This window comes from Klebsiella sp. M5al, assembly GCF_002090195.1.
Taxonomy (GTDB): domain Bacteria; phylum Pseudomonadota; class Gammaproteobacteria; order Enterobacterales; family Enterobacteriaceae; genus Klebsiella; species Klebsiella grimontii.
The window spans coordinates 1,778,114-1,792,650 of record NZ_CP020657.1 but is presented as its reverse complement, the minus strand read 5'-3'; the positions used below and the strand labels follow the sequence as shown (position 1 = coordinate 1,792,650).

Annotated in this window: 10 protein-coding genes and 1 pseudogene; 4 read left to right on the top strand and 7 right to left on the bottom strand. The window is 55.6% G+C overall.

All coding sequences use genetic code 11. The features are described 5' to 3' along the window. Window positions 1-169 precede the first annotated feature (169 nt). The 4 genes and pseudogenes from BWI76_RS08460 to cobO form a co-directional block, all read left to right on the top strand. Window positions 170-1,448, top strand: a pseudogene (locus tag BWI76_RS08460) (dicarboxylate/amino acid:cation symporter); the annotation flags it as partial. Window positions 1,449-1,551: 103 nt separating this feature from the next. Further along, window positions 1,552-2,553, top strand: a complete 1,002-nt coding sequence (glsA, locus tag BWI76_RS08455; RefSeq protein WP_004133425.1) for a glutaminase A — start codon at window positions 1,552-1,554, stop codon at window positions 2,551-2,553. 11 nt (window positions 2,554-2,564) lie between these two features. Next, a complete protein-coding gene (locus tag BWI76_RS08450) occupies window positions 2,565-4,217 on the top strand; it encodes a class I fumarate hydratase (RefSeq protein ID WP_004133427.1) in 1,653 nt (550 codons plus the stop codon). A 9-nt stretch (window positions 4,218-4,226) separates the two neighbouring features. Beyond that, entirely contained in the window at window positions 4,227-4,829 is a 603-nt protein-coding gene (cobO, locus tag BWI76_RS08445; protein WP_004133429.1) for a cob(I)yrinic acid a,c-diamide adenosyltransferase, read from the top strand. A gap of 185 nt (window positions 4,830-5,014) precedes the next feature. Here cobO and BWI76_RS08440 read toward each other — a convergent pair whose 3' ends face one another. From BWI76_RS08440 to sdhB, 7 genes are all read right to left on the bottom strand, one after another. Beyond that, the gene (locus BWI76_RS08440; RefSeq protein WP_004133431.1) at window positions 5,015-5,917 is read right to left on the bottom strand and encodes a LysR family transcriptional regulator; all 903 of its coding nucleotides are present in this window, start codon (window positions 5,915-5,917) and stop codon (window positions 5,015-5,017) included. Between the two features lie 383 nt (window positions 5,918-6,300). After that, a complete protein-coding gene (locus BWI76_RS08435; protein WP_004133433.1) occupies window positions 6,301-6,993 on the bottom strand; it encodes a helix-turn-helix transcriptional regulator in 693 nt (230 codons plus the stop codon). Between the two features lie 252 nt (window positions 6,994-7,245). Further along, entirely contained in the window at window positions 7,246-8,115 is an 870-nt protein-coding gene (gene sucD, locus BWI76_RS08430) for a succinate--CoA ligase subunit alpha (protein ID WP_004100288.1), read from the bottom strand. Beyond that, on the bottom strand, window positions 8,115-9,281 hold the full coding sequence (sucC, locus tag BWI76_RS08425; protein ID WP_004130532.1) for an ADP-forming succinate--CoA ligase subunit beta: 1,167 nt from the start codon (window positions 9,279-9,281) through the stop codon (window positions 8,115-8,117). The genes sucD and sucC overlap by 1 nt, the downstream gene beginning before the upstream one ends. Window positions 9,282-9,380: 99 nt before the next feature. Further along, window positions 9,381-10,604 carry a 2-oxoglutarate dehydrogenase complex dihydrolipoyllysine-residue succinyltransferase gene (gene odhB / locus BWI76_RS08420; RefSeq protein ID WP_004130530.1) on the bottom strand — a complete coding sequence of 408 codons (1,224 nt, stop codon included), beginning with the start codon at window positions 10,602-10,604 and terminating at the stop codon, window positions 9,381-9,383. Window positions 10,605-10,618: 14 nt separating this feature from the next. Continuing rightward, window positions 10,619-13,426, bottom strand: coding sequence for a 2-oxoglutarate dehydrogenase E1 component (gene sucA / locus BWI76_RS08415; protein ID WP_004130528.1), 2,808 nt, complete (start codon window positions 13,424-13,426; stop codon window positions 10,619-10,621). Between the two features lie 380 nt (window positions 13,427-13,806). Next, window positions 13,807-14,523: a succinate dehydrogenase iron-sulfur subunit SdhB gene (gene sdhB, locus BWI76_RS08410; protein WP_004130526.1), complete on the bottom strand. Its 717-nt coding sequence runs from the start codon at window positions 14,521-14,523 to the stop codon at window positions 13,807-13,809. Window positions 14,524-14,537 lie beyond the last annotated feature (14 nt).

Here is a 14,537-nt window from a genome sequence, read left to right as displayed (position 1 = left end):
TTTCTAAAATACAACAACATCCATTGGGGTACAGGATTTCGCTGTATCACTGTATTCCAGACAATTTATGCGGTTGGTCACCACAGGCGTACGTCTGCGCTGCTACCTGGCGCGGGCGTACGCCGCCCTACACCACTTCACCGACTAACCCTGTTCCGATGGAGTAAATATGAAAAAAATAAGTTTAACCAAAATGATCATATTAGGCCTGATACTCGGCATGATTGCCGGGGTGATCATTAATAATATGGCATCAGCAGATACAGCAAAATCCTATGCGCAGGATATCTCCATCTTTACCACTATATTTTTACGCATGGTAAAAATGATTATCGCCCCGCTGGTAATATCAACGCTGGTGGTCGGTATCGCCAAAATGGGCGATGCGAAAACGCTCGGGCGCATATTCTCTAAAACCTTTTTCCTGTTTATTTGCGCCTCGCTGCTGTCGATTGCGCTGGGTCTGGTGATCGTCAATCTGTTCCAGCCAGGCGCGGGCATCAACTTCGTCCCCCACGATGCCGGAGCCGTGGCCGCCGTTCAGTCCGAACCCTTCACCCTGAAAGTGTTTATCTCGCACGCGGTGCCAACCAGCATCGTTGATGCGATGGCGCGCAACGAAATTCTGCAAATCGTGGTGTTCTCCATTTTCCTCGGCTGCAGCCTGGCGGCGATCGGCGAAAAAGCCGAGCCCATCGTGAAGGTGCTTGATTCACTGGTGCACGTGATGCTGAAGCTAACGGGATACGTCATGCTGTTCGCGCCGTTGACCGTTTTCGCCGCCATCTCCGGGCTGATTGCCGAACGCGGTCTGGGCGTGATGGTCAGCGCCGGGATCTTTATGGGCGAGTTCTACCTGACGCTGGGCATGCTGTGGGCGATCCTGATTGGCCTGTCGACGGTGATTGTCGGCCCGTGCATCAGCCGTCTGACCAAAGCGATCTTCGAGCCCGCGCTGCTGGCTTTCACCACATCCAGCTCAGAAGCCGCCTTCCCAGGCACCCTCGATAAGCTGGAAAAATTTGGCGTCTCTTCCAAAATCGCCAGCTTCGTCCTGCCCATCGGTTACTCCTTTAACCTGGTGGGCTCCATGGCCTACTGCTCGTTCGCCACGGTGTTTATCGCCCAGGCCTGCAACGTCCATCTTAGCATGGGCGAGCAGATCACCATGCTGCTGATCCTGATGCTGACCTCGAAAGGAATGGCGGGCGTGCCGCGCGCGTCAATGGTGGTTATCGCCGCGACGCTGAACCAGTTCAACATTCCGGAAGCGGGCCTGATTTTGCTGATGGGAGTCGATCCGTTCCTCGATATGGGACGCTCCGCCACCAACGTGATGAGTAACGCCATGGGCGCCGCCATCGTTGGCCGCTGGGAAGGCGAGCATTACGGTGAAGGCTGCCGCGGCACCGCCCCGGTCAAAAAACCGGAGCAGGATCGCCCTGCCAGCGAAACGTCCGAAGTGGCGATGTCCTGACAGCAACATGGCTATGAGCCCCAGGCCGGATACGTCCGGCCCGGTTCCCTCCAATCATCCCAACAGGACACACCATGAACGTAAAATTTCTCGGCGCCTGCATCTTAACCGCCAGCTTACTGTTTGGCGCCGCCGCGCAGGCGCAAAGCGAGCCGGACTACGCCAGCATTATCGAGCAGGCGCATCAGAAATATAAGAGCAACCACGATGGTAAAGTCGCCGACTATATCCCTGCTCTGGCGAGCTATAGCCCGAATAACTTCGCCATTACGCTCGCCACGGTCGAAGGCAAAATTTACCAGACCGGCGACGTGAAAAAAGCCTTTCCGATGGAATCCCTGAGCAAAGTCTTCACCCTGGCGCTGGCGATGGAACAGCGCGGGCCGCAGGAGGTGCTGGATAAACTTGGCGCCAATGCCACCGGCCTGCCCTTTAACTCCGGCTTAGCCGTGGAGCTCACGCAAGGCGCGCCGGAGAACCCGTTGGTTAACGCCGGCGCCATGAGTACCGTGAGCCTGATTGCGGCAAAAGACAAAACCGAACGCTGGAACAACATTCTCAACAACCTTAACGCCTGGGCCGATAGCTCGCTGCGCGTTAATGAGCCGGTATTTCAATCCGAAATGGAGACCAACCAGCATAACCAGGCGCTGGCGATGCTGATGAAGTCATACCACAGCTTTTATGGCGACCCTCAGGAAGCCGTCGAAATCTATACCCGCCAGTGTTCGGTGGATGTCACCGTCGAGCAGCTCGCCAAAATGGGGGCCGTACTCGCCAATAAGGGCAAATCGCCGTTCAACGGCAAGCAGTTGCTTAATGAACGCTACGTCCCGCAGGTGCTGGCGGAAATGGCGATTGCCGGACTGTACGACGGCAGCGGCAAATGGCTCTACACCGTCGGTATCCCGGCGAAATCGGGGGTCGCCGGCGGAATGGTCGCCGTCGTTCCCGGGCAATACGCTATCGCCGTCTACTCTCCTCCGCTGGATGCAGCCGGTAACAGCGTCCGCGCCCAGCAGACCATCGAGTATGTCGCGCATGCGACGCAGGCCAATCTCTTTATAGCGAAATAGTGAGAAGTAAAATGTCGAAACCCTTTGTCTGGCAGGAACTTTTTGTTCAGAGTAACGATAATACCGAATATGAATTACTAACAAATCAACATGTTAAAGTGACAGAGTTAGATGGGGAAGAGGTTATCAAGGTTGCGCCGGAAGCGTTAACATTGCTGGCTCAGCAGGCATTTTATGAGGCTTCATTTTTCCTGCGCGCCGGGCATTTAAAGCAGATCGCCAGCATCCTGCACGACCCGCAGGCCAGCAGCAACGATAAATACGTTGCGCTACAGCTGCTGCGCAACGCCGAAGTCTCAGCAAAAGGCGTGCTGCCAAACTGCCAGGATACCGGGACCGCCACCATCGTCGCGAGCAAAGGCCAGAACGTCTGGACCGGCGGCAACGACGCTGAGGCCCTGAGCCAGGGCATCTACACCACCTTTCAGGAAAACAATTTACGCTATTCGCAAAATGCCCCCCTTGATATGTACACTGAGGTCAACACGCAGACTAACCTGCCCGCGCAGATCGACATCAGCGCCGCGCCGGGGAGCGAATACCGCTTCCTTTTCGTCAATAAAGGCGGCGGTTCGGCGAACAAAGCCGCGCTATTTCAGGAAACAAAATCTATCCTGCAGCCGGAAAAACTCACCGCCTTTCTGACTGAAAAGATGAAAGCGCTGGGCACCGCCGCCTGTCCGCCGTACCACATCGCCTTCGTTGTGGGCGGTCTCTCGGCCGATCAGGCGTTGAAGGTTGCCAAACTGGCTTCGACAAAATATTACGACAACCTGCCGACCAGCGGAAACGAACTGGGGCAGGCGTTTCGCGATACATCGCTGGAAGCGGCGCTGCTCAAAGCCAGTCGCGAGTTCGGCATTGGCGCGCAGTTTGGCGGCAAATACTTCGCCCATGATATTCGCGTGATTCGCCTGCCGCGGCACGGTGGCTCCTGCCCGATCGCAATGGCCCTTTCCTGCTCCGCCGACCGGAACATCAAAGCCAAAATCAACAAACACGGCATCTGGCTGGAGAAGCTGGAGCATAATCCGGGCAAGTTTATCCCTGATTCTCAGCGTATCGAAAACGGGGCTCAAAGCGTTCAGCTCGATCTGAACCGGCCGCTGCGCGAAATTCTCCGCGAGATGTCAACGCTGCCCGTGGGCACCCGACTGTCGCTGAGCGGTCCGATCGTCGTCGCCCGCGACATCGCCCATGCCAAACTCAAAGAGCGCCTCGATAACGGCGAACCAATGCCGGAGTACATGCGCAATCATATCGTTTACTACGCAGGCCCGGCGAAAACGCCGAATAATCTGGCCTGCGGCTCACTCGGCCCTACCACTGGCGGACGCATGGATGGGTACGTCGATGCTTTCCAGGCGGCAGGCGGTAGTCTCATCATGCTTTCCAAAGGCAACCGCAGCCAGCAGGTAACCGACGCCTGCCATAAACACGGCGGCTTTAATCTCGGCAGTATTGGCGGCGCGGCGGCCCTGCTGGCGCAGCAGTATGTGAAAAGTTTACGCTGCCTTGAGTATCCGGAGCTGGGGATGGAAGCGGTGTGGATGATGGAAGTCGATAACCTGCCGGCGTTTGTGCTGGTCGACGATAAAGGCAATAACTTCTTCAGCCAGTTCGAGCATCAGCATCGCTGCGCAACCTGCCCGGCGGGGCATTAAGGAGGGTTTATGCACGCGCGAGGAAATCCCGACCGCCACCGTCAGCGCCAGCAAAAGCTGAAAACGCAGGTTGATACCCGCGTGGCGGCGGCTACAGAGCAAAGAGGTATTCTGATCGTCTTTACCGGCAACGGTAAAGGCAAATCCACTGCCGCCTTTGGCACCGCAACGCGCGCCGTCGGGCATGGTAAAACCGTCGGCGTCGCGCAGTACATCAAAGGCCAGTGGGATAACGGTGAATACAATACTCTGCAACCGCTCGGCGTTGAGTTTCACATCATGGGTACCGGTTTTACCTGGGAAACGCAAAACCGGGAGGCGGATATTGAGGCGGCGTCGGCCGTATGGCATGAGAGCAAGCGGATGCTGGCCGACCCGGGCTACGATCTGGTGGTGCTGGATGAACTCACCTATATGCTGGCGTATCGCTATCTGGATACTCAGGAAGTGATTGCCGCTATTGTCAATCGTCCGCCCGGGCAGAACGTGATTGTCACCGGCCGCGGCTGCCACGCCCGATTGCTTGAGCTTGCCGATACGGTCAGTGAGCTGCGCCCGGTGAAGCATGCCTTTGACAAGGGCATTCAGGCGCAGGTAGGAATTGACTGGTAGTTTTATCCGGCTCGCGCTGCGCTTAGCCGGGCTACGGGTTCACAGCGTTCTGCGGGACGGTAGCCCGGACAGGCGCGCCAGCGCCGCCTCCGGGGAATGCGCCCGGCCTGGTACCTCGGCGCGGCTTCTTCCCGGTATCGCTACGCCGACCGGGCTACGGGTTCACTGCGTTCTGCGAAACGCCATCAGGCAGCCGACACCACCGATTTTTGCAGCAGCCACTCGCGGAATACCTGTAGATGCCGGGATTCCGCTTTATCCTCCTGCCACGTCATAATAAAGCGGTTTCCGGTACGAATCGGCACATCGCAGGGGATCACCATCTCGCCGCTATCCAGGTCATGTTGAATAGCAAAACGCGGCAGCAACGCAACGCCCAGGTTCGAACGCACCGCCGCAATCAGCATCGAGAGCAGGTCAAAACGCGGACCAATGTTGATCTGCGGGCTGGTGATATTCGACAGCGCAAACCACTCCTGCCAGCCGTGAATTCGCGTGCTTTGATGCAGCAGCGGAAACTCGCTCAGCAGCTCCTCCACCGCCAGCTTCTGCCCGGGTTCGGGCAGCAGCCCGCAGCCGCACACCGGCAGAATTTCCTCTTCGAACAGATACTCAACCTCCGCCCACGGCGAGCAAAAATCCTCGCGCATAATGGCGGCATCGTACTCGCGGCTAAGAAAATCGCCAATATTCGCCAGCGAATGAATATTAACGATAATGCCCGCATGTAATTTATTAAACTCGCGCAGATTGGGGATCAGCCAGTGGGTGCTAAAGGTAGGGTTGACGGCCAGCTCAAGAACCTGCACCGTCGGTTGCCATGTCATAATCGAATTGGTATCACGCTCCAGTTTGTTAAGCGTTTCCTTAACGATAGTCAAATAATGCTTGCCAGCCTCATTTAAAAAAATCCTTTTTTTAGCATGGTTAAATAATGACGTATGGAGGAAATCCTCCAGCGCCGTGACTTGTCGGAACACGGCGCTTTGTGTTAAAGCCAACTCTTCCGCAGCTCGCGTATAACTTTCGTGGCGAGCCACAACCTCAAAGGTCACCAGTAATTCAGTTTTGGGTATTTTTCCTCTCATAACGTCTTCCATTTACGCCGTGCAAAAATTGTTTAATAGATAAAAAAAGCGCGCAAGGACATCCGGTTAGCCCCGTGTGTTATATTTTATTTTACCCTCAGATGTCATTGATCTATTCCATGATTAACGCATACTATAATCGATCAAATAATAACCAATGATACCCAGGCGCTACAATAAACACAATTTAAACAATGTGATTGCCATGCAAATAACGGCAAGAAGTTGTCAATATTTTTTCATATTAACTTGTTTATTCGCGAAGTCAGTCGATGGGCGGTGAAATTTAATTATACGCTGATGAACATAAATGGAAAATTTTCCGCGATCGGTCACACATAATGGACGCTCCAGGAAAAATCTGTATTAAGGTTAAACGGCGGCTAATCGGCCTGCGGAGAAGCCGCCGAGAGACGCCGATCGCGGAACAGTTGCGGGCTGGTGCGGTGAGCCGCGCGAAACACCCGGCAAAAATAGCTGGTTTGCGCGAACTGAAGCTTACGCGCTACGCTATCTATCGAATACCTCGGATCGGCGAGCAGTTCCCCGGCCCGCTGCATTTTTCGCTGATTAACCCAAACTTTAAAATTCACTCCCTGGCGTTTTTTAAAAAACCGGCTAAAATAATTCGCACTCAGACAAACGTGGGAGGCAACAGACTCCAGAGACAACTCGCCATATAAATTCTCATCAATATAGCGTAGCGCCGATATTAATTTTATTTCATGCGGAGATTTTTGCGAATAATAAAACCCCCTTTTCTCCAGCGATGTTTTCGAGCCCTCTTCTTTTTCCTCTGCAACCGCAGAAATATTATTAATGATAAAATTAAGTAATCTTATTGCCGCCGCCCGATGATGATTATCGGTCGATTTATGATGGTCGCATATAATATAGCCGAATAACTTATCGCCCTGAATCAGCGGTAAGACCAGGAAATTGACGCTACCATAGCAATCAGGCAATCGATTGTCTTTCACATCAATCACCGTTGCCACCAGCCCTGTTGCCCGAGAAAAAACCTCTGCCAGCGCCCTGAAATAATCCAATACTGCATCTTTGCTCTTTTGCGCCACGTTATTCTCCACAACTTTTGCAAACGCTTAATATGCAAAATAGTGCGGATAAAAAGGATGATGCCGGACGCAAAAAATAATCTCATTTGCGCAGGTGAAAATGATTAAATTGCATGAACGTGCGGCCGGAAGCCGAGTGATACCGGATAGCTCATCGCCAGGCAAAAAAAAAGGCCATCATCAGATGGCCAACCATGTCGAAATTGGACCAGCCCTTAACCATGCAGAAAGTCAGGGCTGTTTTTTTACTTATTACTTAATCACGGTTTTCAGCGCTTCGCCGATATCGGCCAGGCTGCGAACGGTTTTCACGCCTGCTGCTTCCAGCGCCGCGAATTTCTCGTCCGCAGTGCCTTTGCCGCCCGCGATGATGGCGCCCGCGTGACCCATACGTTTGCCTTTCGGCGCGGTCACGCCGGCAATGTAGCCGACAACCGGTTTGGTCACGTGATCTTTGATGTAAGCAGCCGCTTCTTCTTCCGCGCTACCGCCGATCTCGCCGATCATGACGATCGCTTCGGTCTGCGGGTCTTCCTGGAACAGCTTCAGGATATCGATGAAGTTAGATCCCGGGATCGGGTCGCCGCCGATGCCCACGCAGGTGGACTGGCCGAAGCCGTAGTCGGTGGTCTGCTTAACCGCTTCATAGGTCAGGGTACCGGAGCGGGAAACGATGCCCACTTTGCCCGGCTGGTGAATGTGGCCCGGCATGATGCCGATTTTGCATTCGCCTGGGGTGATCACACCCGGGCAGTTCGGCCCGATCATGCGCACGCCCGCTTCGTCCAGCTTCACCTTCACGGTCAGCATATCCAGCGTCGGGATACCTTCGGTGATGGTGATAATCAGTTTAATGCCCGCATCGATAGCTTCCAGGATGGAGTCTTTGCAGAACGGCGCCGGAACGTAGATAACGGATGCGGTTGCACCGGTCGCTTCTACCGCTTCGCGCACGGTGTTGAACACCGGCAGGCCCAGATGGGTGGTGCCGCCTTTGCCCGGCGTTACGCCGCCAACCATTTGCGTACCGTAAGCAATGGCTTGTTCAGAGTGGAATGTACCCTGGCTACCGGTGAAGCCCTGGCAGATAACCTTGGTATCTTTATTAATTAAAACGGACATTATTTCCCCTCCACTGCGGCAACAACCTGCTGAGCTGCATCCGTCAGACTTTTCGCTGCAATAATATTCAGGCCGCTGTCAGCCAGTTTCTTCGCGCCCAGTTCGGCGTTGTTACCTTCCAGACGAACCACTACCGGGACGTTAACGCCCACTTCGGCTACCGCGCCGATGATGCCGTCGGCAATCAGGTCGCAGCGTACGATACCGCCGAAGATGTTAACCAGAACCGCTTTAACGTTGTCATCAGAGAGGATAATTTTGAACGCTTCGGTGACGCGCTCTTTGGTTGCGCCGCCGCCAACGTCAAGGAAGTTAGCCGGTTCGCCGCCGTGCAGCTTAACGATGTCCATGGTACCCATCGCCAGGCCCGCGCCGTTCACCATGCAACCGATGTTGCCGTCCAGCGCGACGTAGTTCAGTTCCCACTGCGCCGCCTGAGCTTCACGCGGATCTTCCTGAGACTGGTCGCGCATTTCGCGCAGATCCGGCTGGCGGAACAGCGCGTTGCCGTCAGCGCCCAGTTTACCGTCGAGGCAGATCAGGTCGCCCTGCCTGGTGATCACCAGCGGGTTGATTTCGATCAGCGCCAGGTCGCGCTCAAGGAAAATGGTCGCCAGACCCATAAAGATTTTGGTGAACTGCTGAACCTGTTTTCCTTCCAGACCCAGTTTGAACGCCAGCTCACGGCCCTGGTAAGGCATCGGACCCGCCAGCGGATCGATGGCGATTTTGTGAATCAGGTGCGGGGTCTCTTCCGCCACTTTTTCGATTTCCACGCCGCCTTCGGTAGAGGCCATGAAGACCACGCGACGGGAGCTACGGTCAACGACCGCGCCGAGGTACAGCTCTTTATCGATATCGGTCGCCGCTTCCACCAGGATCTGGTTAACCGGCTGGCCGTTTGCATCTGTCTGGTAGGTCACCAGGCGTTTGCCCAGCCAGTGTTCAGCAAATGCGCGAATGTCTTCTTTGCTCTTAACTACTTTCACACCGCCCGCTTTGCCGCGGCCACCAGCGTGAACCTGACATTTCACTACCCACGGACCCGCGCCGATTTTTGAAGCGGCTTCTTCTGCTTCACGCGGAGTAGTACAGGCATAACCCACCGGCGCCGGTAAGCCATAGCGGGCAAAGAGTTGTTTTGCCTGATATTCATGTAAGTTCATGTGTTCAGTCCATCCTTCAGGGAATAATTATAAACCTGTAGGCCTGATAACGGCGCTAGCGCATGTTAGCTGGCCTACGGTAGGTAATACTCTTGCTGACTACACGTCCAGCAGCAGACGAGTCGGGTCTTCCAGCAGCTCTTTAATCGCAACCAGGTAGCCTACCGATTCACGTCCGTCTATCAGACGATGGTCGTAGGAGAGCGCCAGGTACATCATCGGCAGAATTTCGACCTTACCATTCACTGCCATCGGACGATCTTTAATGGCATGCATACCCAGAATCGCGCTCTGAGGCGGGTTGATGATCGGCGTGGACATCAGAGAACCGAATACGCCGCCGTTGGTAATGGTGAAGTTACCGCCGGTCAGGTCATCTACGGTCAGCTTGCCGTCGCGGCCTTTTACTGCCAGCTCTTTAATTTTCTTCTCGATATCCGCCATGCCCAGCAGGTCGACATCGCGCAGAACCGGGGTAACCAGGCCGCGCGGCGTGGAGACCGCCATGCTGACGTCGAAATAGTTGTGGTATACCACGTCATCGCCATCGATAGAGGCGTTCACTTCCGGATAGCGTTTCAGCGCTTCAACCACCGCCTTCACGTAGAAGGACATGAAGCCCAGACGGATACCGTGACGTTTTTCAAACGCGTCACCATACTGCTTACGCAGATCCATAATCGGCTTCATGTTGACTTCGTTGAAGGTGGTCAGCATGGCGGTAGAGTTTTTCGCTTCCAGCAGACGCTCGGCAACGCGTTTGCGCAGACGAGTCATCGGCACGCGTTTTTCAGAGCGGTGGCCCAGCTGCGGAGCCGGAGCAGCTGCAGCGGGCGCAGCCGCCGGGGCTGGAGCTTTAGCCGGAGCGTTCGCCAGATGTTTCTCTACGTCTTCGCGGGTCAGGCGGCCGCCAACGCCGGTGCCTTTAATGGCCGCCGCGTCGAGGCTATGTTCCGCGAGCAGACGGCGAATCGCCGGGCTCAGCGCATCGTTGTTTTGTTCTTCCAGAGAAGCCTGCTGGCGCTGGGCCGGCGTCGATTCTTTGGCATCGGCTTTCGCGCCGGACTCTTTGCCCGCGCTGTTGCCTTCACGCAGGCGGCCGAGGATCTGACGAGAGAGCACGGTAGCGCCCTCGTCTTCAATGACCGCGTCCAGAATGCCATCCGCTGAAGCCGGTACTTCCAGTACCACTTTGTCAGTTTCGATTTCTACCAGCACTTCGTCACGAACAACCGCATCGCCCGGTTTTTTATGCCAGGTGGCAACCGTTGCGTCAGCTACGGACTCAGGCAGGTCGGGAACCAGAATATCTACGCTACTCATTATGTATCCTTTAATTAATCGACGTTCAGCGCGTCATTGACCAGATCTTGTTGCTGTTTCTGGTGAACGGACAGGTATCCTACCGCCGGAGAGGCGGAGGCCGGGCGGCCTGCATAACGCAGAGAGGCCCCAAACGGAATCACTTCACGGAAGTGATGCTGGCTGCAGTACCACGCGCCCTGGTTGAGCGGTTCTTCCTGGCACCAGACAAAATCATGCACGTGCGCATAGGGTTTCAGCGCTTCCTGTACCGCCTGGTGCGGGAACGGGTAGAGCTGCTCTATGCGAACGATAGCGACATCTTTTTGCTCTTTCTTGCGGCGCTGTTCCAGCAGGTCGTAGTAAACCTTACCAGAGCACAGCACAACACGCTTCACGGCTTTCGGGTCGAGATCGTCGATTTCACCGATTGCCGGCTGGAAGGTGCCGTTCGCCAGTTCGTCCATGCTCGACACCGCCAGCGGGTGACGCAGCAGCGATTTCGGCGACATCACGATCAGCGGGCGACGCATACCGCGCAGCGCCTGACGACGCAGCATATGGTAAACCTGCGCCGGCGTGGACGGTACGCAAACCTGCATGTTCTGCTCGGCGCAGAGCTGCAGATAGCGTTCCAGACGCGCGGAGGAGTGCTCCGGTCCCTGGCCTTCGTAGCCGTGCGGCAGCAGCATCACCAGACCGCACATACGGCCCCACTTCTGCTCGCCGGAGCTGATGAACTGGTCGATAACCACCTGCGCGCCGTTAGCGAAGTCGCCGAACTGCGCTTCCCAGATGGTCAGGGTGCGCGGCTCCGCGGTAGCGTAGCCATATTCAAACGCCAGTACCGCTTCTTCCGACAGTACGGAGTCCCAGACTTTGAAATGGCCCTGGCCGTTGTGGACGTGCTGCAGCGGCGTATAGGTTGAACCATTTTTCTGGTTGTGGATCACCGCGTGGCGGTGGAAGAAGGTCCCGCGCCCGGAGTCTTCGCCGGACAGACGCACCGAAATGCCTTCATCGACCAGCGTAGCGTAGGCGAGGTTTTCCGCGCCGCCCCAGTCGAACAGCTTCTCACCGGCGGCCATTGCCTGACGGTCGCCGTAGATTTTTGCGACGCGCGACTGCATCTCAACGGCTTCCGGCACCGTACTGATGCGTTTCGCCAGCTCCTGCAGACGCTTAGGTTCAACTTTATCCGGGTAGCTCTCATCCCACTCGTGGTTGAGGTACGGGGACCAGGTAAAGGAGTGCATGTTCATCGGACGCCACTCCTGCACCACGCATTCGCCGGCATCCAGCGCGTCGCGGTAGAGGTTCACCTGCTCGGTAGCGTCTTCCAGCGTCGCGACCTTATCGGCTTCCAGCTTGTCAGCGTAGATTTTGCGCGGGGTCGGATGCTTTTTGATTTTCTGGTACATCAGCGGCTGGGTCGCGCTCGGCTCGTCGGCTTCGTTGTGGCCATGACGGCGGTAGCACACCAGGTCGATGAAGACATCGCGTTTGAAGGTATTACGGAAATCCAGCGCCAGGCGGGTCACGAAAGCCACGGCTTCCGGGTCATCGGCATTAACGTGGAAAATCGGCGACTGCACCATCTTACCGATGTCGGTGCAGTACGGGGTAGAACGCGCATCCAGCGGGTTGGAGGTGGTGAAGCCAACCTGGTTGTTGATAACGATGCGTACGGTACCGCCCACTTCGTAACCGCGCGCTTTGGACATGTTCAGGGTTTCCTGAACCACGCCCTGGCCGGTAACCGCGGCGTCGCCGTGAATAGTGATCGGCAGAACTTTGTTGCTGCTCGGTTCGTCGAGACGATCGAGACGCGCGCGTACGGAGCCGATAACCACCGGGCTGACGATTTCCAGGTGCGACGGGTTAAACGCCAGCGCCAGGTGCACCAGACCGCCTTCGGTTTCCATATCGGACGAGAAGCCCATGTGGTACTTCACGTCACCGGTACCAAGGTGCTCTTTATGTTTACCGGCGAATTCGTCGAACAGGTCCTGCGGTTTTTTACCCAGCACGTTGACCAGTACGTTCAGACGACCGCGGTGCGCCATGCCCAGCACCACTTCGCGGGTGCCGCTCTTACCCGCGTGGCGGATAATCTCTTTGAGCATCGGGATCAGCGCATCGCCGCCTTCCAGCGAGAAGCGTTTAGCGCCCGGGAATTTTGCGCCGAGGTAGCGCTCCAGGCCTTCCGCCGCGGTCAGCTCGCTGAGGAAGCGCTTTTTCTCTTCGGCGCTAAAGCTCGCTTTGCCCGCTACCGACTCAATACGCTGCTGGATCCAGCGTTTTTCTTCGGTAGAGGTAATGTGCATATATTCCGCGCCGATGGAGCCGCAATAGGTCTGCTTCAGGGCGGAGATCAGATCGCCCAGCTTCATCGTGTCTTTACCGATGGCAAAAGAGCCTACGTTATAGATCTCCTGGAAATCGGCCTCGGTCAGATCGTGGTAAGCCGGATCGAGATCCGCCACTCTCTCTTGCTGCCACAGGCCCAGCGGATCGAGATTCGCATGCTGGTGACCACGGAAGCGGTATGCGTTGATGAGCTGCAGGACTTTAACCTGCTTCACATTGGTGTCAGGGTCGGAAATCGAAGAAGTGTAACGCGAGGCATCCTTCGCCAGGCGGCGGAAATAATCACGCGTTTTGGAATGAAATTGATCCGGTTTGACTCCGGTGCCAGGTAACTGCTGGAACATAGAACGCCAGTTGGCGTCAACAGAGTCAGGATCGGTTAAGAAGTCTTCATAGAGCTGTTCTATCCAGCTCTGGTTCGAACCAGAGAGGTAAGAAGAGTCCAGCCAGGCTTTCATTGCGCCGTTCTGCATCGTGATCCCTTAAGCATTTATATGCTTATTTCGCCGTAGAAACTACCACGCACAGAAGTTGTACGTGCCGGGGTTCACTTTTTGCGGAGGAGTTGTGGTTTCGTCCGCTAAGGAACCTTTAAAAACTGTCTAATAATCTTCTTTGTTCAGGCTGCGACTGTGTTGCGACCCTCACTCACTCCGGTCACATCGTTCACTATGCTCCCGGAGATTCGTTCTGCTCGCGCCTTGTCTCGCGCTGAACATCTCGATTATTACTATTAATGTGGCAGTTTTTAGAGGTTTCCTGCTATATCCCCCGGCGGCGCGAACGCTTGCCGGGGCAACTGCTTCGGGTAGCCCGGATAAGCGATAGCGCCATCCGGGACAGACCGGGTTGCTTACGCACTGCGCTGCAGCAGCATCGACTTAATATGGCCGATGGCGCGCGTCGGGTTCAGCCCCTTAGGACACACACTGACGCAGTTCATAATGCTATGACAGCGGAATACGCTGAAAGCATCGCTCAGCCCTTCGAGGCGCTCGCTGGTTTCGGTATCGCGGCTGTCGATCAGGAAGCGATACGCGGCCAGCAGGCCAGCCGGGCCGATAAACTTGTCCGGGTTCCACCAGAACGACGGGCAAGAGGTTGAACAACATGCGCAGAGAATACACTCGTACAGACCATCGAGTTTCTCACGCTGCTCTGGCGACTGCAGATGCTCGCGAGCAGGAGGATTTTGCCCATTATTCAACAAGTAAGGCTTAATCTTCTCATATTGTGCATAGAATTGCCCCATGTCTACCACCAAATCACGGATAACCGGTAATCCTGGCAGCGGACGGATAACAATTTTCTTGCCCGGCTGATTCAGCGCCGAGATCGGCGTGATGCACGCCAGACCATTTTTCCCGTTCATGTTCAGACCGTCGGAGCCACATACCCCTTCACGGCAGGAGCGGCGGAACGACAGCGACGGATCTTTCTCTTTCAGCTGGATTAACGCATCCAGCAGCATCATGTCACGACCTTCTTCCGCTTCGAGGGTGTAGTCCTGCATGCGCGGAGCATCGTCTACGTCCGGGTTATAACGATAAACTGAAAACTCGAGTTTCATATTCCTGTCTCCGC

What these genes read in the sequence shown, in the direction of transcription:
- glsA (WP_004133425.1), top strand. Translation starts at nt 1,552, where the DNA reads ATGAACGTAAAATTTCTCGGCGCCTGCATCTTAACCGCCAGCTTACTG.
- BWI76_RS08450 (WP_004133427.1), top strand. Translation starts at nt 2,565, where the DNA reads ATGTCGAAACCCTTTGTCTGGCAGGAACTTTTTGTTCAGAGTAACGAT.
- cobO (WP_004133429.1), top strand. Translation starts at nt 4,227, where the DNA reads ATGCACGCGCGAGGAAATCCCGACCGCCACCGTCAGCGCCAGCAAAAG.
- BWI76_RS08440 (WP_004133431.1), bottom strand. Translation starts at nt 5,917, where the DNA reads ATGAGAGGAAAAATACCCAAAACTGAATTACTGGTGACCTTTGAGGTT.
- sucD (WP_004100288.1), bottom strand. Translation starts at nt 8,115, where the DNA reads ATGTCCGTTTTAATTAATAAAGATACCAAGGTTATCTGCCAGGGCTTC.
- sucC (WP_004130532.1), bottom strand. Translation starts at nt 9,281, where the DNA reads ATGAACTTACATGAATATCAGGCAAAACAACTCTTTGCCCGCTATGGC.
- odhB (WP_004130530.1), bottom strand. Translation starts at nt 10,604, where the DNA reads ATGAGTAGCGTAGATATTCTGGTTCCCGACCTGCCTGAGTCCGTAGCT.
- sucA (WP_004130528.1), bottom strand. Translation starts at nt 13,426, where the DNA reads ATGCAGAACGGCGCAATGAAAGCCTGGCTGGACTCTTCTTACCTCTCT.
- sdhB (WP_004130526.1), bottom strand. Translation starts at nt 14,523, where the DNA reads ATGAAACTCGAGTTTTCAGTTTATCGTTATAACCCGGACGTAGACGAT.